Consider the following 18,994-nt stretch of genomic DNA (forward strand, 5'->3'; position numbering starts at 1 on the left):
AGCTGATTTTTTGCAGCTAAAATTACTGTTAATGACCTTCTTTTTGTGTAGAAAGGCTTTCGATGGCTGCCAGCAGAAAAGGGAGATAAAGAAAGAACAGATTTGCTCGTTGCCAAAGCCCGCGATAGGGAACATGGAGTTGGTCGATAATGGGAATTTTGGGAAGAGCGAATAGCAGCATAAGCACACATGAAATAACAAAAATAATCGGGATAATTGTAACCATAAAGTGTTTCTCCTCTAAAGAATATAGCTTAAAAAGTAAGGCTGTCCCAATTAACAGAGCGACAAAACCCGCACCTGATGCATAATCATGAATCAAGTCCTCAATATTTACTCCCGAATACTCCGTGGATCGGTCAAACAATCCTGTAATAATGCAATCACCAATACCAAAAATAGCAAGCATAACAGCCAATGCTTTCGCAAGAAAAGTAGAAGTTGTCTTGAATCGTTGGAAGAAGGCTGGGATTGTCATCAGAAAGAGCAAACCATCAATAATCACCCAAATCTTGAATGCCATTCTAACAGGACTTTTATCTTCTCCAAATGAACTAATCAGCATGGAAAGCTGGCTATAGTCTGGATAGAAGGCTCCTAAAACAAAGGGAAGAATCAATTCACTGATGACGGCAAGCACCATTAGATGAAATCCATAGGTTTTCAAAAATTTCATGCCACTATCTCCTTTCTGAATTGTCTTGTTTATTGTAATATGGATGTTTTATTTTCACACGTAATAGGCCTCTATCTATACAAAGTTGTTGAGTGGCTAAAGAATGAGGAAATTTTTGATAAGAATGTACGAGCGGGGGAAGCAGTCAAACGAAAAAATAGTATTTGTGTATTTTTGTACGAATTTCATTTTTTAATTAATCGAACGAAGAAACACTCAAGGAAAATGGCGTGTTTGCGCAGAATATCCTCTATCAAAAGAGGAAAGCGGTGTATTAAAAAATTAGAATTGTTTTTGCAAATGGAATTAAATTTCAATTATAAAGATAAGAAAATATTTAAATTAAATTATTTTTTCACAAAAAGGAACTTAAAACAAATCTTTTGCTTGAATTATAGAAAAAGGATAAAATTTATATTGAAATATGAAACTAAGGAGAGATAGCAATGATTAAAGTGTACACTTCCCCAAGCAGTACATCATCGAGAAAAGCAAAGAAATGGTTTGCCACTCACGAAATTCCATTTAAGGAGAAAAACTTTTTCAACGAAGAGCTGACAAATGATGAACTGAGAAGAATGCTGCAGATGACTGAAAATGGAACGGAGGATATTCTTTCAAAACGCTCTAATATCTATAGAGATTATGAGGATAGAATCAGCCAGTTTTCTACCAATGAATTAATTGAACTAATTAAGAAGGAACCATCTATCTTAAGAAGGCCAATTATTTTAGATGATTATCGCATGCAGGTGGGTTTCAACGAAGATGAAATCCGTGTATTTTTACCTAGAAATATCAGAAAACAAGAACTCACACACGCCTTGTTACTGACTGGGTTATAAAATTAAAAAGATTAAGCAGTACTTGAAAATATGTTTGGAAAATAGCCATCAATATAATGAGGCTAGTGATATTTAATTAAAAAGAAAGTCACAGAAATTTTTTAGATTTCTGTGACTTTTTTTCAGCCGTTCATTTGTTAGTTGAAAATGGTCATTGAAATCAGGAAAGAAATTTGCCATTATTAATAGGAAAGCTCCAATTAATATATTGTAATAAAGTAGTTTGGCTAAAGAAAATTATTTCAGAGGTCAATCAAGTCAAAGGCATAAGAGAACCTTGCCTGAATAGAAGAAGGAGAACGAGATGATGAGTGACGATATTCGCTATATCACTTATTCGGAAGAGGAAATGACTATTGTTAGAAATGGAACAGCGGCAATTAGAAAAGTCCTTGAACGAGGGAGTGAGAAAGAGAAAGAGCGGCTCTTATTCTGCTTAGACAGATACTTAGATCCTTGGTTTGAGTACAATCTATCATACAAAGCAGAGATAGATCGATTGTTGGAAGAAGTAATTGTCACTGCTAACACTTTGGCTGTAAAAGAATCGGCGCTGCAATTGTTGACAGATTATGGAGAAGGTGATTTTAAAATAATTAAAGAAAATATTGATAAAATTGAGCCCGAGCTGATGAGTGAAATCAATTATTTATTAGAAATGATTGATTTCACTCATAAAGGAAACGAAATGCTCTAAAAAAAGCGGATGTTCTCCGAATGAGGAGAACCATCCACTTTTTTATATGTTGATTGTTTATCGAGTTGTAACTTTCGCATATGCATATCTGTGTTTTCTGGTTAGTGTAATTGCTGTAATTGCAGCGATTGAAAGTAGGGAACCTGCAGTAAATAATTTTTTCATGAGCATCATCCTTTCTTGTGTAAGAGAGTCTAGTCATCTTGGTCAAAATCTAAGTAATTATATGATAAACCCTAGAAAAAATAGGGAAACGTGGACGGTAGGATTCGAACCTACACCTCTATGGATTGAGAATAAACATCTGTTAAGCCTCAGGCGAGTTAAAACACCACGTTCATCCACTTAATAGTATATGAGTAAGCAGTTATGCTTTTTTTCATTTAGTTGAAAGGAAGGAGTAAGGTGTTTCGCTCTTTTGTCTCACTGAGTCAATATCAGTCTTTTTGACAGTCCTGTTTTTAGAGTGAAACACACCTACTGGCTTCTGGTTTAGAAGTTCGGGTCATCTTTCCGGCTTTCTTTATACACCTGAAGGACAAAACCCAAAAATGAAAATCCAATTCCTTGAAACAGCCCCTTTCGTATTTGATGAGTTAATCATAACCATCTCATATTAAATGGAACATAAAAAAGTAAGAAGAAAATAATACTTTTCATGAAGGAATTGTGAAAGTGCTTAAAAAGAGGTAAAGGGATTAAAGAAAGTCTTTATCTATTTAGAAAAGCTTGATTTTGGTGTGCAAAATGGAAAGTTAAAAGGAGGTGCTCCTCCGACTTTTTTTTGTTAAAATGAAGAAAAAGGGCAGGTGTGCATGCTTGGAAAAAAGCGAATTAAAACATGGGATAAAAGAATGGTTGCTGAGAATTGATTTAGTGGATAGGCGGCCAGAAGAGATAATAGCATTGAATTTTGGACTTTTTGAACCATATGGACTAGAGTTGATTGGCTCGAAGGTTTATAATCTGGAAGACGATGACTGGGCTTGTGAGGAAGATTTTATCCCCACAGAAAGAACTTGCCAAGGAATAACATTTGACGACAATCAAACCTGGCAAGAAATTTTGTCGATGGTTTATTCAATAATAGAAGAATTAAGTGCTGAGTTGTCAGAGCTGGATCTTCTAAGGGTTCCTCATATTACGACAGGCTTTTCAGATGGAGATTTGCTGATTGTGAAATAATTCTGAGAGTGAAGCATGGGATGACAGTAGAAAGTATAGAATAATGATGGATATGGTAAACTATATAAGGATTTATTTCATTACTGCTCGTGGAAAAATGTGTATCAAGAGTAGAATGAAGACTATTTTGAACCAGATTTTACAGGGAATTTAGGAGGAATATAATGAGAAAAGCGATATATGCTTCAAGTGTTCTAGTATTGACCGTCGTGTTTATCAGCGGCTGTTCGTCTGCTGAAAATACTTCGGGTACTTCTGACAAACGTTCGGCCAATGAAATTGAGGTAACTGTTTCCTTGATGAAGGATGATGCTGAGGTTACTAAAAAGGAAATTACTACTGCCGAGGATACTACCTTGATGGAGGCAATGAAAGAAAATTTTGAACTCGAAGAAGACAACGGAATGATTACGTCTATTGATGGTATTGAACAGGATGAAGCCGAAAACCGCTATTGGGTTTACACGATTAATGGCGAAATGATTAACACAGGAGCAAAAGATACAACGTTGAAGCAGGGCGATCAGGTTGAATTTACGTATGAGAAATTCTAAGCAGCCATTGAAACCAGTGTTTTCGGTTAGAGAATTGACTTATTTGGCGTTGATTGTGGCCGCGTGTGTAGTTGGCAGAATCTTGTTTCAGCCAATACCCAATGTTCAGCCGATGACTGCTATTTTTTTGATTATCACAGCTCAGTTAGGCTTTGGAAGAAGTTTGATTGTTTGCTTGCTCTCAGTCATTGTAACGAACCTTTATATGGGGATGGGACTCTGGACAATTACTCAAATAGCTAGTTATACGGTAGTTCTAGCTCTATTCAGCGGGCTGCTAAAAATACCAATCGTAGGAAAAACCTTTATTACTCAATGGAGTTTCAGCTTTTTTTCAGGATTTATTTATGGATTTGTTATTTCTGTAATAGACGTTCAAGTCTATGGTATGCCTGCATTTCTGCCTTACTATTTACAAGGCGTATCCTTCGATTTTCTCCACAGCATAGGAAATTTTGCCTTTTTTCTATTATTAACACCCATTTTTCAACGACTCTTGAAAAGAGTTGAGGGAAATGAAAAAGCACGATGAGCTGTGTCAGTAGGCTCATCGTGCTTTTTTCGAATACTTTCTATGTTTGTTTCAGTGGTTGCAAAGAGTCTTCATCTGGTGTGACATATAGAGTCTTTTGATTTTCATAAATGACATAACCAGGTTTGGCTCCGTTCGGCTTATGAACATGCTTTACTTGAACGTAATCTACGGGTACTTGTGCAGAAAGACGGAATTTTGAGTAATACGCAGCGAGCAGCGCCGCTTCGTATAGCGTTTTTTCAGAAGGTTCAGGGTTCTTGATAATTACGTGTGAACCTGGAATGTCCTTTGCATGCAACCAAATATCGGTTTTCTTGGCTGTTCTCAACGTCAACTGATCGTTTTGCAGGTTATTTCTGCCGACAAGAATCGTGTCTCCATCAGAGGATAGAAATACCTCAGGTTTACTAGGCTGTTCTTTCTTCTGCTTTTTATTTTTTTGTTTTTTTACATAGCCTTGATTAAGCAGTTCTTCTCGAATAACGCCTAAATCAATTGGACTTGCCAGCTCTAGCTGGGAAAGGACAGATTCAAGGTAAATAATCTCTTGTTCTGTCTGTTCGATTTGTGTTTGGACAACGCGAACAGCATTTTTTAACTTTTGGTATTTTTGAAAATATTTTTGTGCATTTTGATTCGGTGTGAGTGAGGGTCTCAGCTTGATATCGATTGGCTGATTTTCTTCGTAATAATTGTCAAGCGTTACCTTATCAGCTCCTTTAGGTACTTGAGTCATGAAGGTAGTCAGAAGCTCACCGTTTCGTCGATAAAATTCTGCATTTTCAGTATCATCTAAAGTTTTTTTCAGCTTTGAAAGCTTTGTCTGATTTTTTTTCAACTCGTTTTCAATTTTGCGAATCAGCTCGCCGCCCTGTTGTTTGACGCGATCCTTCTCGGCTTTTCCACTATAAAAAGCATCTAAAAGCTCACTTAGAGAAGAAAATACCTCTTTTTCGCCGCTAAGCGAATGATACGTCAGCGGTGTGAAAAATTCTTTTTTTTCAGTTCTTGTCAACGTTGGGGTAGGATGTTCAACTAGTTCTTGCCAAAAGGCTTCCCAAACTGGAATTTTCCTACCAGGCTGTTCATTCAGACGATAAGCCAGCTCCTCTGCAGTATCTCGTCCAAGCCCTTGAAAGGTTTGCTGAAGGTAGCTTGCATTCAACTCATCTGCGATAGAAAGCAGTTCAAATACTTTTTCCTTTGATACTTGAAAAGGATTATGCTGGTCTTTCGCTGGCGGTGCAAGGTAGTCAACTCCGGGAAGAAGTGAGCGATAGCTGTTTTGAGAACTGCCAATATGCTTGATAGTATCCAGAATTTTTCCTGTCTCTTGGTTCATAAGGACAATTGTACTGTGACGCCCCATTAACTCAACGATTAATACGATATTCTGCAAATCACCTAGTTCATCTCGTTTGGTAAAAGAGAAATGAATGATGCGATCATTGTCGACTTGTTCAATTGATTCTAAAATTGCTCCATCTAAGAATTTTCTAAGCATCATCACAAAATTGGGTGGAACATCTGGGTTCGCATACGTCATTTCAGTTAATTGAATTCTTGCATAGCTTGGGTGAGCAGAGAGAAGCAGCTTATGATTCTTTCCTTTAGAGCGGATAACTAAAACAACCTCATTTTCATAGGGTTGGTGAATCTTTGATATTCGTCCAGAGACTAATTGCTCGGACAGTTCATTTGTTATTGTATGGGTAAAGACACCATCAAAGGACATGATTTTCCCTCATTTCTATAGTCCGTAATAGTATTATTATAACGAATACAAAATTAATAATAAAGAAAATACTCAGAAATTGATTGGTCTGCTGTAACTTCCCACTGCAATTGCTCATTTCTATAAAGAAATCAATGAAATTCAGTTTTTCCTGTTTGCGCTTTCGTTTTTTTATCAAGATGAGTATAATAGGTATAGACAAATTTTTTAGGAGGCTAACAAATGGTAAAACGATTAATCAGTGCAAGCTATAGTGAGGTTGCTAAAATGTCCGCGCAAGAATTGAAACAGTCAATTAAAGCAAGTGAAGGTCGAACAATTCTGTCTGAAAATGTTGTTTTGGCTTCTCCGCAGGCTGGAGATATCACAAATGCAGAGGTCGCTGCGGCTTTTGGTGCAGATTTGATTCTGTTGAATGTCTTTGATTGCTTCAACCCAATCATTCAAGGACTTCCTGGCATGGATATCGAAAAATTAATGACCTATATGCAGTACCCTGAAAAAAATACAAACAGCAACCCGATTGCTGAATTGAAGAAGCTAGTCGGTCGACCAGTAGGTGTAAACTTGGAACCGGTTGATGAACAATCAGAAATGTTCAGTGAAAAACTGGAAATCTCTAAAGGAAGAATTAGTTCGAAAGAAGCGATTCAAAAAGCTGAAGAACTTGGTTTTGATTTCATCTGCTTAACTGGAAATCCGGGTACAGGTGTAACCAATAAGCAAATCGCAAAAGCTGTAACTGTGGCAAAAGAGAATTTTTCAGGATTGATTATTGCTGGGAAAATGCACAGTGCCGGTTCTGACGAACCAGTTGTGTCAAATGAGGCAGTGGAAGACTATGCGAAAGCCGGAGCAGATATCTTACTTCTGCCAGCTGTCGGCACCGTACAAGGCTTTACAGAAGATAATCTGAAGGACGCTGTAGCAATTGCGAAGAAATATGATTTATTGACAATGTCCGCTATTGGGACAAGTCAGGAAAGTGCTAACAAAGAAACAATTCGCCAAATTGCTTTGATTAACAAAATTTGCGGCGTTGATATTCAGCACATCGGAGATGCCGGCTATGGCGGCTTAGCTCCTGCGGAAAATATTTACGAAATGTCTGTTGCGATTCGAGGCATGCGCCACACTATCAATCGTATGGCTCGTTCAGTCAATCGTTAATTTGGATGAGCGTCATTCAATCAGTTATGAATATAGAGGAACATGGATGTAGCTTATCATCCATGTTCTTTTTTTTAACTATAAAGGGATTGTAAAATTTTTATGGCTGTGAACTCAGTAATGCCACGGATTAGTTTCAGAACAGATGAAACATTGTCTAACTGAGCGAACTCGTTTAGCTTTTCTTATTGACAAATAACTGTAGTAGGTTATAATTTATTGTGAACCAAAAAATATTTTTATTCATAATAAAAGGAGAGAGTGAAGTGGCAAGAGGGCCTAAAGGTTTTTCCGATGAAGAAAAGGCTGTTCTAAGAGATAGGCTTTGTATGGAATGTGAAAAGAAATGGGCATTGTTAGGATACAAGAAAACCAATATTGGTGAGCTTACATCAGCAGTAGGGATTTCTACAGGAGCGTTTTATCTGCTTTTTCCATCAAAGGAAGACTTTTTCTGTGAAACTCTTATCAGGGTTAGAAACCGATTGAAAGAAACGATTATGACCATTATTCATGAAAATAAAAGTAAGCAAGGATTTGTTGCGGCATTAAACTGGCATTTTCAGGAGTTTGAACGGGCGCCGTTTCTGTACGACCTTGGTTCTCCTGATTTCATGGCTTTTTTAAATAAGATTCCTCGAGAAAGAGTAGACGAAATGACATTTGATAGTAAAACATTTTTCTATGAAATGGTTGAAGCCTCGAATCTGACATTTAAGATTGATTCACAAAAGTGCTATGAGGTTATTAATACTCTTCTGTATACTGTGGAATTGAAAAAGAATACGCCGTATGACTCACGATGGGTTTTTGAATTCTTATTAAACAGTGTGATTGATGATTTATTTGATTGATTTGCCTGTTCTTCATTAACAGAAAAAGACAACGATTTAGTATTATCATTAAAATTCAGGAGGAAAAAAATTATGTCTGAACAAAAAAAGCCGATGCTGCACAAGGTATTAGGGACAACCGAAAAATTGATTGAGGCAACATCTGGGATGGAGATAACTTTGCCTAAGCCAAGCAGACGTTCAATGAGAACCAGTGCTGCAACGAATAGTATTATTGGCATTGGGCTGACAGCCTATGGCTTACTGACACCCCATAAGTGGACGTTGATTCTAGGCGCAGCAAGTATTGCTGGTGCGGTAGTGATGTATAACGAAGCAAAAGACTGCGGTTGATTTTCAATCGCAGTCTTTTTTATTTACATTTTACATTTCGAATTGAGCAATCAACGTAGTAAGAACTTCAGCCGCTTCTTCCGGCAGAGCATTGTAGCCATTAAAGGCTGTTTGCTGTTTTTGAATGAACGCCAGGCGATCCTTTAAGCGACCTTGTACTTTTTCCAAATAATGCAAGTTGTTGAAGTCAGGATGATGGTTGCTTACTGGCAAATATTGGAGGGAGCGGGTTGTACCGAACGGAAGAAATTCAGCTTGCCCCTCCACAATTTTCTCGATGCTTTCCAATGTCTCGCTGACAGTAACCTTCTTTCCATCAAAGTGTCCTGTGTTGAGAATGTAACAGTCTGTGTTTTGTTGGAAAAGCGCTCTGAAATCCTCATAATCTTCTGCCAACGGATAACAACGAAATGGATTGGCAAAAGGTTCTATTACTAATTGATCTTGATTAAATGCTTCATCGAGATTTTCGGCACTGGAACGCTTTGTTGCTAAAGTAACACCAAATAAAGCTCCTAGTATTGGGTCAGTAATTTTTATGACTGGAGGCAAGCTGTCATCCTTCATAATCCAATAGACAGCATCAATTTTGTCTGTCAACTGATTTTTGCGGTTGGGTGTAGCGTGAGCGGATTTAACTGTCCGACCATTTCCATTACGAATATCTTCCGTAATTAAGACTTTGTTGCCCTCCTCATCTAATGTTACACCAACATTTTGACAGGTAAGGAAATAAGTAACAGCTGGATCGGCCATTGGATAGTCCTGTGTTTTATCAAAATAAGAAGGTTCGAGAGCGATAGAAGAGCCATCTTTCTTAGAAATGATAAAGGCATCGTCATGCAATACAGTGACTTCTTGTCCATTGTTGTTTTTTGCCAGTGTAATTGTTGACTTCCCGGAACCGGATAGTCCGAATGCTGCCATAGTATAGACGCCCTTTTCCTTTTTATATTGTTTCATACCACCATGGCAGGCAATAAAGCCATTGCGATGAGCGGTAGCCCATGCAAGTGTTAAGGTCGCTTTTTTCAGTTCACCAAAATATCTTAGCCCCAAGATAGCTGCTGTGTTATGAAGTGGATCAATCAATACTAGACCTTGCGGGAAGCTAGGGTGTGTCCAATCTGGATCTGCAAGGATGAAAATATCGCCTTCATCATAAGCAACGGAGGTATCAAATTGTTCGTTAAATGTCTCGTCAAAAAATTGAAAATTCAACAAGTAGGAATAAAGATTTCCCTCAAAACCTTCAGGCAGCAGTAAATGCCCACGCAGCATAAAGTCATCAGCTAAGCCGACACCAATGGAAGCAGCACGGCATCTTTTTTTCGATAACTGGTAAGCAGCCTCTCGTAAGATTCCGCTATAATAATCCTCATCAATGCCTGGTTGACCAATAATCCGGCGGGCGGCAGCTGTACGTCCGACAATATTTCCATCGTTTGTAACCAAGACACGGCTGTTAACAGGCAAGCCTAATGTCTCAGGTTTAAAAACAGGAAGATTTGTGGTAATAGTTCCCAGAGAATTTTTTGCCAGATGATAGGCCTCTGTAACAGATTCGATAGAGGAAACATTATTTCCATAGAATACTGTTTCAATCGTACTTCTTACCTTTGAGAAAAGTAGATTTGAATGACTGATTTTCTTTTTAGGGAACTGCTTGATTGAACTCATAAACAACACTCCTGACGTAATTATTTTGACATTCTTGATAGCTTTAATGAAAGTCAAGCTTTGATATACATGGATAAGACTTTGTTGATTAGTCGTTACTCGTGCCGGTAAAAGCTCTAAAATTCTTCTGTTTCAAACTGTTTTTGATAATTGTTATTTATAGTTTATCATATTTTTTTGTTTGTGAATGCGTTTTCTGAAACGAATTTTATCAGTTTTGCTAGGCAAAAAAAGAATCTATTAGTATAATGAAAGAGAGGCTTAGGGAATCTAAGTTGCCGATTTAAAGAAATTCATTGGATAACATGGGAGAAAGACAGGATGATGACAAGTAGTTGTTCTGGAAATAAGGAGAGAAGGCATTGGAAAAGAAACCAAATACACAAGCTAATGAGCCTAAGAATACAGGGTCTGGTTTAAACAAGCAGCAGCAATTGCTGATTCGAGTTGGGATAGCAGCGGTTATAGTGATTTTTGCATTAATCTTGATTATTCCACGTGCTCAGGCAAATATTCGTTCGTCACAAATTGATTCTTTAGTCGACGTGACTTTCAAAACGAAAAAAGTGAAGTTTGCGGATACGAAAACAATCGATAAAGAGATTGAAGAAAGTCGTGCTTCAACCATTATGTTTACTGTTCCAAGTGGGAAAACATACGAGCAGCTTATCTCTGTATTCTCAGACGAAGAACTTATGCAGACTTTTAGCCGCAGCATGACCATTTACCCAATCGTATATGATGCAGCAAATGTGGAAAAGAAGTATAATGTAAAAAAGGATGAGATTACCGTCATCTTTTTTGAAAGCGGCAAAGAGAAAAATCGTTTTATTGTTGATGAGAGTATGGATGTGAAAACTGCATTTATACCTAAGCTGAATGAGTTGCCTTTGGCAGCTGTAGATCCTGCGACACAAGAGCAGCAGGCTCAAGATCAGACACAGACAGAAACACAGGATACGACACCGCAAGAAACAGCACCACAGGAAACAACAGACACTGCCCAGAATGAGGAGCAGGTGCATCAGGAAAAATTACAAACTGTTCAATAAGCTGACGGAAAGAAGGGATTAAGATGAGATTGATGATTTTATTCGCTTTAAGTATCTTTTATCTAGTAATGAACACAAACAGGAAGCCAGTTCCTGTTTATGTAAGAAGGAACTCCCGTGGCCGTTATTAATTGGAAAAAGGCACTAGTATTTAATAAAAAGAGGGTTCCGGCAGGCAAGCTGGGACCCTCTTTCAAATGGTCCGATAAAAAACGTATCTACTTGAATGACCGACTACGGCTGGTTTCTTTTGATTATATGAGAAAAGAGTCTGTGGCATGGTATCAGGATGAAGAGAGTATGAAAAGTATTGTCGGAAAACCTATTATTTACGATGAAGATAAAATTACGCAAATGTATGACTGGCAGAATAAACATGGGGAATTATTTTATATAGAATACCTGGTTGGGGATACCTATCGGACAATTGGTGATGTCTGGCTTGCCAAAAATGATTATGCGATTGTCATTGATCGTAGGTACCGAAATCGGCATATCGGTCGAACGGTTACCAAGTATTTCATTTATAAAGCAAGAATGAATGGTTGGGAAACCATGTACGTGAGTGAAATTTTCAATTGGAATAAGGCATCTCAAAAAATGTTCACAAGTCTGAAATTTTATCCCTTCAAGGAGCATAGAAATAGTTGGAGCTATCGAAGACGGCTAAAAATAGCTGAAAAAAACAATTGATTATTTTTTTCAGCGAAGTATCAGTGAGAGTCAAGGAAGAACAATGGGTAGGCATATCAATAAAATCTAGCCATTACCTATAAAATTTTCTTGACAGAAGTATTTGTTTAGGTGTAGACTACTTTTAACGAAAAAATAACAGGAGGAATCAGGCATGAAACAATTATCGAACCAAACAAACCTAACATGGCAAAACTGGCGTAGATAAGTTGTATGTATGATTCTTCATAGATACAACTTTAGAAGACAAATGACGGATTCTAAAATTTGTATCTATGCTGGTTCTTTCGATTGATTTGATATTCGACCACATAGATGACTATCTATGTGGTTTTTGCGTAAAGGCAGTGACCACTCTCTGGAGTTCGTCACTGCTTTTTTTGTGTAATAAATATATTAGTGAGTGGTTTATAGAATGTGGCATATGCTTAGGAGGGAATAGAATGAAATCAAAGAAATTAACAGCAGTAATTGGGGTACTTGTATTATTTTTAGTTGTTTCATTTTTTACAGAAAAACAGGATGAATCGAAAGAAGAGCTGCCAACAGTAGGTGTGCTGCAATACGTGAGTCACCCGGCGTTGGACGAAATCTATCGTGGAATTCAAGACGGTCTGAAGGAGAGCGGGTATGAGGATGGAAAAAATATGACTATCGCTTTTCAAAATGGCCAAGCCGATCAAAGTAAGCTGGCCACAATGAGTCAACAGTTGATTGATAAGAAGGCTGATGTATTAATTGGAATTGCCACACCGGCAGCTCAGGCATTAGCAAATACGACAAATGAAATTCCTATTATATTGGGAGCTATTACAGATCCGGTCAGTGCCGGTCTTGTGGCATCCAATGACAAACCCGGAGATAATATCACAGGAGTCAGCGACAAATCACCTGTTGATGCACAGTTTGATTTAGCCATTAAACTTCTTCCAAAAGCTTCTTCTGTTGGTATTTTGTACTCATCTGCTGAAGAAAATTCAAAATATCAAGCAGCCGAAGCGGAGAAAGCGGCTAAAGCATTAGGTCTCAGTGCAAAATCTTATGTCGTACCGTCCAGCAATGAAATTGCACAAACCGTTCAGGTCATGTCAGGTGAAGTAGATTTCATCTATATACCAACAGATAACACTATTGCGAATGCCATGCAAACGGTAGTCAATGAAGCGAATAAAACGAAGACGCCAATCATCCCGTCCGTTGATACAATGGTAGAAGAAGGTGGTCTTGCAACAGTCGGAATTAATCAGTATGAGCTTGGGGTGCAAACAGGGAAAATGGCAGCAGATATTCTATCTGGAAAATCAGAGCCTGCAACAACGCCGATTTATACATTCAATACCGGAGACATAATTATCAACGAAGAACAAGCGCAAAAGCTTGGTGTTGTAATTCCGGAAAATCTTAAAAAAGAAGCGAAATTGGTTGGGGCAGAATAAGATAGAGCCTCTTGAATATAGAAGTCTCAATGAAATTATGAAAACAGGGACTTTCTGACCACGTAAGTGTATTACTAATGTATGTAGAAAAAGAGAGAAAATGACAGGAGTGGATAAAATGATTGTTTCAGCGATAGGACAAGGGATGCTGTGGGCGATTTTAGGATTAGGAATATTTATGACATATCGGATTTTGAATTTTCCGGATATGACAACGGAAGGGTCGTTCCCTCTCGGAGGAGCTGTTTGTGTGACTGCAATCACGAACGGTGTTTCTCCAATAGTTGCGACCTTACTTGGGGTGTTAGCAGGAATGGGGGCAGGTTTAGTCACAGGATTATTGTTCACAAAAGGGAAAATTCCGGTAATTTTATCTGGAATATTGGTGATGTCAGGATTGAATTCAGTCATTCTTTATGTGATGCAGACACCTAATTTATCTTTGTTGAACCAGCCAAAAATCCAAGAGATATTTTCAGCTTTAGACTTACCTAATTATTTTGATATTGTATTTCTTGGTATTATTGTCTTGGCGTTGATTATTGGGCTGTTGCTTTTCTTCTTCAATACAGTTCTCGGACAGGCCTATATTGCTACCGGAGACAATGAGGAAATGGCTCGTTCAATTGGCATCAAAACAGATACAATGAAGATTCTGGGCTTGACCTTATCGAATGGTATTATTGCTCTTTCAGGAGCACTCATTGCCCAAAATGACGGGTATGCAGATGTAAACAAAGGAATTGGTGTCATTGTCATCGGGCTGGCATCAATCATCATCGGTGAGGTGCTCTTTGGCGAATTGACCTTTGCCGAGCGGTTGGTAGCAATTGTCATCGGAAGCATTATTTATCAATTATTGATTCTGGCAGTTATCAAGCTTGGCTTCGATACAACCTACTTGAAAATCTTTTCCGCAGCGATTTTGGCTATTTGTTTAATGATTCCTCAGCTGAGAAAAGCACTGAACCTCAAAGGTTTTTCTGAAAAGGAGGAAAGATAAATGAGTATTTTACAAATCAGCCATGCAAAAAAAGTGATTGATAATGGAATGAATGAAAAGAAAGTTATTTTGGATGATGTATCTCTTGAAATCAAAGAAGGAGATTTCATTACTGTTCTGGGTGGAAATGGCGCTGGAAAAAGCACCTTGTTTAACAGTATATCCGGAACACTAGGCCTGACAGAAGGAAAGATTATGATTGATGGAACGGATATCACCTCTTACTCAGAGGAGAAGCGTGCTCATTACTTCTCCAGAGTATTTCAGGACCCAAAACAGGGAACTGCGCCGCGGATGACGGTAGCTGAAAATTTACTGCTGGCATTGTATAGAGGACAAAAGCGGACCTTGAAGCCAAGAAAGCTGAACGATCAGCGTGCGCTATTTGAAGAAATTTGTGCCGAGGTAGGGAACGGTCTGGAAGAGCATCTGGACACACCGACTGGCAATCTATCCGGTGGACAAAGACAGGCTTTAAGCTTGTTGATGGCTACTTTGACTAAACCTCGGTTGTTATTACTGGACGAGCATACTGCTGCCTTAGACCCTAAAACCTCAAAGCAGCTGATGAGCCTAACGGATCAGCGAATCAAGGATGGTAACCTAACTTGTTTGATGATTACCCATCGAATGGAGGATGCTCTAAAGTATGGCAATCGACTGATTGTGATGCAGAAAGGAAAGATTGTCAAGGACCTTAAAAATGAAGAAAAAGCAACGCTCAACCTCCAAGACTTGCTCTTATTCTTTGAAGATGACGAAGAGTTGGCCGTTGATTAAGTAAAAAAACGGATTATCTAAGAGATACTAGGCAGTTGAATAGCAACAGAGGCATTACGGTGTTTGAATATACATCGGGCACAAGAGTATGTATTTTATAGAAAAACCATTCAGAAATGAGTTGGTTTTTCTTTTTTTCGGAAAAAACCATGATGCTGCTTCCTGTTTTAGGTGTTCCCTTGAATGGAAAGTTCTTCTCGTGTTAAAATGGCTAACAGTGAAAAGAATAGGAGACAGGATTCATGGTCGACAGTCAAAAGGTATTAAAAGAAGTATTTGGTTACGAAGAATTTAGAACAGGTCAAAAGGAAATTATTGATCATATTTTGAATAAAGAAAATGTGTTGGGAATTATGCCTACCGGCGGCGGAAAATCAATCTGTTATCAATTACCTGCGTTGCTTATGGATAATCTTACCTTAGTGGTCTCTCCGTTGATTTCTTTGATGAAGGATCAGGTAGATGCTCTTAGCCTAATGGGGATTCCAGCTACCTTTATTAATAGTACATTGTCTCCTCAGGAAATCAATCAGCGCATTCAATTGGCGGTTGATAAAAAAATCAAGCTGCTTTATGTGGCGCCCGAACGGTTGGAATCCTTTGAATTTCAACAGCTTTTAATGCATATTGACATAGATGTGTTAGCTGTAGATGAAGCACATTGTATCTCCCAATGGGGGCATGATTTTCGCCCTAGCTATTTGAGAATGGCGGAGGTCATTCGCAAGTTCCAGCAGACGCCTGCAGTTGTTGCTTTGACAGCTACCGCTACACCGCAGGTAGCTGAAGATATTGTAGCTCAATTGGATATTCCGGAAAATAATCAAATCAAGACAGGCTTCGCAAGAGAAAATCTGTCATTTCAAGTTATTAAGGATCAAAATAAGGATGTTTTTCTTTTAGAGTATTTGAAAATGAACAGCAATCAATCTGGCATTATTTATGCCAGTACAAGAAAAGAAGTTGAACGTATTTATCACTTGCTAAAGAGTAAGAACCATACTGTAGGAATGTATCATGGCGGAATGAATGAAGGCTTGCGTAATCAGAATCAAGAACAGTTTCTGTTTGATGAGGTACAGGTTATGGTAGCAACGAATGCCTTTGGAATGGGCATTAATAAGAGTAATGTTCGCTTTGTTGTTCATGCTCAGATACCAGGGAACATTGAATCCTATTATCAAGAAGCAGGACGCGCCGGTAGAGATGGTCTTCCCAGTGATGCAATTTTGTTTTATGCACCTCAAGATTTACAGGTTCAGCAATATTTTATCGACCAATCGGACTCGCCGATTGAGTACAAGCAGAAGGAATATATGAAGCTGCGTGAGATGTCTCAGTATGCCAATGCACAGGCTTGCTTACAAAAATTTATTCTTCGCTATTTCGGTGAAGAGGGAGAAGAATGCGGTCAATGTACTAATTGCTTAGACGATCGAGAAATTGTGGATATCACAGTGGATGCTCAGAAAGTTCTCTCATGTGTCAAACGAATGGGTGAACGCTTCGGAAAAGGACTAGTTTCAAAGGTATTGACCGGATCGAAGGACCAAAAGATTGACCAGTGGAAATTTGACCAGCTACCAACCTATGGCTTGATGAAGGACCGTACACAAAGGGATATTAGTCAGCTGATTGATTATTTGACAGCAGAACGCTATCTATCTCCATCTGACGGACAGTTTCCGTTATTATCGGTATCTGAATCTGGAATTGATGTTTTACTGGGCAAGCAGACAGTACATCGAAAAGAGGATCAAAAAATCAGGAAGCTGGCGATGGACGACCAACTGTTTGAAGTGCTGCGTGCATTGCGGATGGATCTCGCACATGAAGAAAATGTCCCACCGTATTTGATTTTTTCGGATAGCACATTGAAAGAATTTTGTGAGAGACTGCCCAAAAATCCGATTGAGCTGCTGCAGGTAAAGGGAGTAGGGCAGAACAAGCTGGATAAATACGGCGAAACCTTCTTAGCGGCAATCAAGGAGCATCAGTCGGGATAGAGCAGAAATGGCACGCTTCTGAAGACTGGACGGAAAAGCTGATTTGTGAAGGTAAAGAGTTGATTGGAGCCATTGAGCCTTTTGCTTGAAGAAGTAGAAGATTTATGTCTTCAACAATGAAAGTTAAAAATTGGTTTAGTCCACTGATTTTCAGAAAATTTTTATTAATAAAACGCAAAAATATGCTATAATTGTTTAATTAAGATAGGAGGTTAAAGGCAGATGGAACCTATTTCTAAAGAATTTGCATTAGAACTGCTGAAAGAAGATGCGGACAGAATCAAAATGTTGATCCGTAATCAAAAAAACAGTCTCTGTATCTCTCAATGTAAAGCATTTGAAGAAGTTGTAGATACGCAAATGTATGGTTTTTCAAGACAAATGACCTACGCAATTCGTCTGGGCATTTTGAGCTCAAAAGAAGGTCATCAATTGTTGAGTGATTTGGAAAAGGAACTCAACCGTTTATATACTGAAGTATACGAAGAAACACATGAGAAAAAAGAGAGTGGCAAGGAGGTTTAAGCTTTGCCAAAAAAAGTAAAAAAGAGGCATTTGCTTGACTATAGTATTTTGATTCCCTATATGATTTTAAGCTGTGTTGGACTGATTATGGTTTATAGCTCAACTTCAGCCAATCAGATGAGTAAGGGATTGCCAGCTACGGCTATGGTCATTAATCAGCTCCAATTTTGGGTGCTGAGTTTGGTAGCGATGTTTTTTATCTATAAGATGAAGACAACCGTGTACCAAAATAAGGGCTTTATCATGTTGGCGATTGCAGTTATTTCTGCTTTGCTGCTGGCCGTTCGTTTTACCAATCTGGGGGTTACGATTAATGGTTCCAAAGGTTGGATTCGATTAGGCGGATTCTCTATGCAGCCGGCTGAGTATTTAAAAATCATGGTTATTTGGTATTTAGCATACATTTTAGCAAGAAGGCAAAAATACATTGACAGAGAATTCAAAAAGGCTGTACTGCGGCCCATGCTGCTGGTTGGCTTTTTGATTTTTCTTGTAGCTATCCAACCCGATTTGGGGAATGCCGCAGTGTTGACGCTGATTGCGATGATTATGCTGTTATCAAGTGGAATTAATTATATGTATACGTATTTGTTTGGTGGCTTGGGTATTTTAGGAAGTATTGGCTTTATTGAGGCACTGCTGTTGACAAAGGGCAGCTTTATTCCATCACAATATCAATATGTTTACCAACGTTTTGAAGTTTTTCTAAATCCGTTTATTGATGAACGGGACACCGGACATCAATTAGTAAATTCCTATTATGCATTGAGTAACGGCGGTTGGTTTGGTCGAGGCTTAGGTAACAGTATTCAGAAAAAAGGATTTCTTCCTGAGGCGCATTCAGATTTTATCTTTGCGATTACAGTGGAGGAATTGGGCCTGGTGGTTTCATTGATTATCCTTGCCATTCTGTTCTTTTTGATTGTACGTATTGTTTTAGTCGGCGTTCGTTCCAGAAAACCATTCAATTCTTTACTTTGTATAGGGATTGGATCGATGCTGTTGATTCAAGTGTTCATCAACTTAGGCGGAATTACAGGCGTAATCCCATTGACAGGGATTACCTTCCCGTTCTTAAGTCACGGGGGGAATAGCTTGCTGATTATATCCGTAGCTATCGGGTTTGTATTGAACATCAGTGCAGATGAAAAGAGACAAAAACTTATTGATGAATATCAGATGCTTGAAACTGATAGATAATTACTGAAGGTAAAAATTAAGAGGTAGGAGTGGGA

General features: G+C 38.4%; 19 protein-coding genes and 1 tRNA gene. 16 read left to right on the plus strand and 4 right to left on the minus strand.

The window, feature by feature from the left end; translation table 11 throughout:
• Nucleotides 1-28: 28 nt before the first annotated feature.
• On the minus strand, nucleotides 29-676 hold the full coding sequence (locus tag IW510_RS12445; RefSeq protein WP_202060120.1) for a DUF998 domain-containing protein: 648 nt from the start codon (nucleotides 674-676) through the stop codon (nucleotides 29-31).
• Between the two features lie 446 nt (nucleotides 677-1,122).
• Between IW510_RS12445 and spx the strand changes: the two genes are divergently transcribed.
• Nucleotides 1,123-1,521 (plus strand): transcriptional regulator Spx, encoded by a 399-nt coding sequence (spx, locus tag IW510_RS12450; RefSeq protein WP_202060122.1) that lies wholly within the window; start codon nucleotides 1,123-1,125, stop codon nucleotides 1,519-1,521.
• A gap of 304 nt (nucleotides 1,522-1,825) precedes the next feature.
• Entirely contained in the window at nucleotides 1,826-2,218 is a 393-nt protein-coding gene (locus tag IW510_RS12455; RefSeq protein WP_202060124.1) for a hypothetical protein, read from the plus strand.
• Nucleotides 2,219-2,472: 254 nt separating this feature from the next.
• Here IW510_RS12455 and IW510_RS12460 read toward each other — a convergent pair.
• Nucleotides 2,473-2,563 (minus strand) — tRNA-OTHER (locus tag IW510_RS12460).
• A gap of 474 nt (nucleotides 2,564-3,037) precedes the next feature.
• Between IW510_RS12460 and IW510_RS12465 the strand changes: the two genes are divergently transcribed.
• The 3 genes from IW510_RS12465 (at nucleotide 3,038) to IW510_RS12475 (ending at nucleotide 4,489) form a co-directional block, all read left to right on the plus strand.
• Complete coding sequence (locus IW510_RS12465) at nucleotides 3,038-3,403, plus strand: hypothetical protein (protein ID WP_202060126.1); 366 nt, start codon at nucleotides 3,038-3,040, stop codon at nucleotides 3,401-3,403.
• Between the two features lie 164 nt (nucleotides 3,404-3,567).
• Nucleotides 3,568-3,957 (plus strand): DUF4430 domain-containing protein, encoded by a 390-nt coding sequence (locus tag IW510_RS12470; RefSeq protein ID WP_202060128.1) that lies wholly within the window; start codon nucleotides 3,568-3,570, stop codon nucleotides 3,955-3,957.
• The gene (locus tag IW510_RS12475; RefSeq protein ID WP_202060130.1) at nucleotides 3,944-4,489 is read left to right on the plus strand and encodes an ECF transporter S component; all 546 of its coding nucleotides are present in this window, start codon (nucleotides 3,944-3,946) and stop codon (nucleotides 4,487-4,489) included. Before IW510_RS12470 ends, IW510_RS12475 begins: the two co-directional genes overlap by 14 nt.
• Before the next feature lie 40 nt (nucleotides 4,490-4,529).
• On the opposite strand, the gene efbA is transcribed toward IW510_RS12475, so the two are convergent.
• Nucleotides 4,530-6,227, minus strand: coding sequence for a fibronectin-binding protein EfbA (efbA, locus tag IW510_RS12480; RefSeq protein ID WP_202060132.1), 1,698 nt, complete (start codon nucleotides 6,225-6,227; stop codon nucleotides 4,530-4,532).
• Between the two features lie 222 nt (nucleotides 6,228-6,449).
• Between efbA and IW510_RS12485 the strand changes: the two genes are divergently transcribed.
• From IW510_RS12485 to IW510_RS12495, 3 genes are all read left to right on the plus strand, one after another.
• Complete coding sequence (locus IW510_RS12485) at nucleotides 6,450-7,397, plus strand: DUF7916 family protein (protein WP_202060134.1); 948 nt, start codon at nucleotides 6,450-6,452, stop codon at nucleotides 7,395-7,397.
• A gap of 266 nt (nucleotides 7,398-7,663) precedes the next feature.
• The gene (locus tag IW510_RS12490; RefSeq protein ID WP_202060136.1) at nucleotides 7,664-8,251 is read left to right on the plus strand and encodes a TetR/AcrR family transcriptional regulator; all 588 of its coding nucleotides are present in this window, start codon (nucleotides 7,664-7,666) and stop codon (nucleotides 8,249-8,251) included.
• Nucleotides 8,252-8,323: 72 nt separating this feature from the next.
• Nucleotides 8,324-8,584 (plus strand): hypothetical protein, encoded by a 261-nt coding sequence (locus tag IW510_RS12495; protein WP_202060138.1) that lies wholly within the window; start codon nucleotides 8,324-8,326, stop codon nucleotides 8,582-8,584.
• A 30-nt stretch (nucleotides 8,585-8,614) separates the two neighbouring features.
• Here the strand turns inward: IW510_RS12495 and IW510_RS12500 are convergent, their stop codons facing one another.
• Complete coding sequence (locus IW510_RS12500) at nucleotides 8,615-10,264, minus strand: phosphoenolpyruvate carboxykinase (ATP) (RefSeq protein ID WP_202060140.1); 1,650 nt, start codon at nucleotides 10,262-10,264, stop codon at nucleotides 8,615-8,617.
• 362 nt (nucleotides 10,265-10,626) lie between these two features.
• Between IW510_RS12500 and IW510_RS12505 the strand changes: the two genes are divergently transcribed.
• The 8 genes from IW510_RS12505 (at nucleotide 10,627) to IW510_RS12540 (ending at nucleotide 18,959) form a co-directional block, all read left to right on the plus strand.
• Entirely contained in the window at nucleotides 10,627-11,316 is a 690-nt protein-coding gene (locus IW510_RS12505; protein ID WP_202060142.1) for a hypothetical protein, read from the plus strand.
• A gap of 117 nt (nucleotides 11,317-11,433) precedes the next feature.
• A complete protein-coding gene (locus IW510_RS21585) occupies nucleotides 11,434-12,009 on the plus strand; it encodes a GNAT family N-acetyltransferase (protein WP_330932653.1) in 576 nt (191 codons plus the stop codon).
• Between the two features lie 443 nt (nucleotides 12,010-12,452).
• Entirely contained in the window at nucleotides 12,453-13,445 is a 993-nt protein-coding gene (gene trpX / locus IW510_RS12515; RefSeq protein WP_202060143.1) for a tryptophan ABC transporter substrate-binding protein, read from the plus strand.
• A gap of 118 nt (nucleotides 13,446-13,563) precedes the next feature.
• Entirely contained in the window at nucleotides 13,564-14,448 is an 885-nt protein-coding gene (locus IW510_RS12520; protein WP_202060145.1) for an ABC transporter permease, read from the plus strand.
• A complete protein-coding gene (locus tag IW510_RS12525) occupies nucleotides 14,449-15,228 on the plus strand; it encodes an ABC transporter ATP-binding protein (RefSeq protein WP_202060146.1) in 780 nt (259 codons plus the stop codon).
• Nucleotides 15,229-15,470: 242 nt separating this feature from the next.
• On the plus strand, nucleotides 15,471-17,234 hold the full coding sequence (recQ, locus tag IW510_RS12530; RefSeq protein ID WP_202060148.1) for a DNA helicase RecQ: 1,764 nt from the start codon (nucleotides 15,471-15,473) through the stop codon (nucleotides 17,232-17,234).
• Nucleotides 17,235-17,456: 222 nt separating this feature from the next.
• Nucleotides 17,457-17,759, plus strand: coding sequence for a YlaN family protein (locus tag IW510_RS12535; protein ID WP_202060150.1), 303 nt, complete (start codon nucleotides 17,457-17,459; stop codon nucleotides 17,757-17,759).
• Between the two features lie 3 nt (nucleotides 17,760-17,762).
• On the plus strand, nucleotides 17,763-18,959 hold the full coding sequence (locus IW510_RS12540; RefSeq protein ID WP_202060152.1) for an FtsW/RodA/SpoVE family cell cycle protein: 1,197 nt from the start codon (nucleotides 17,763-17,765) through the stop codon (nucleotides 18,957-18,959).
• Nucleotides 18,960-18,994: the final 35 nt, after the last annotated feature.

Source organism: Enterococcus sp. BWR-S5 (genome assembly GCF_016745255.1).
GTDB lineage: Bacteria > Bacillota > Bacilli > Lactobacillales > Enterococcaceae > Enterococcus_L.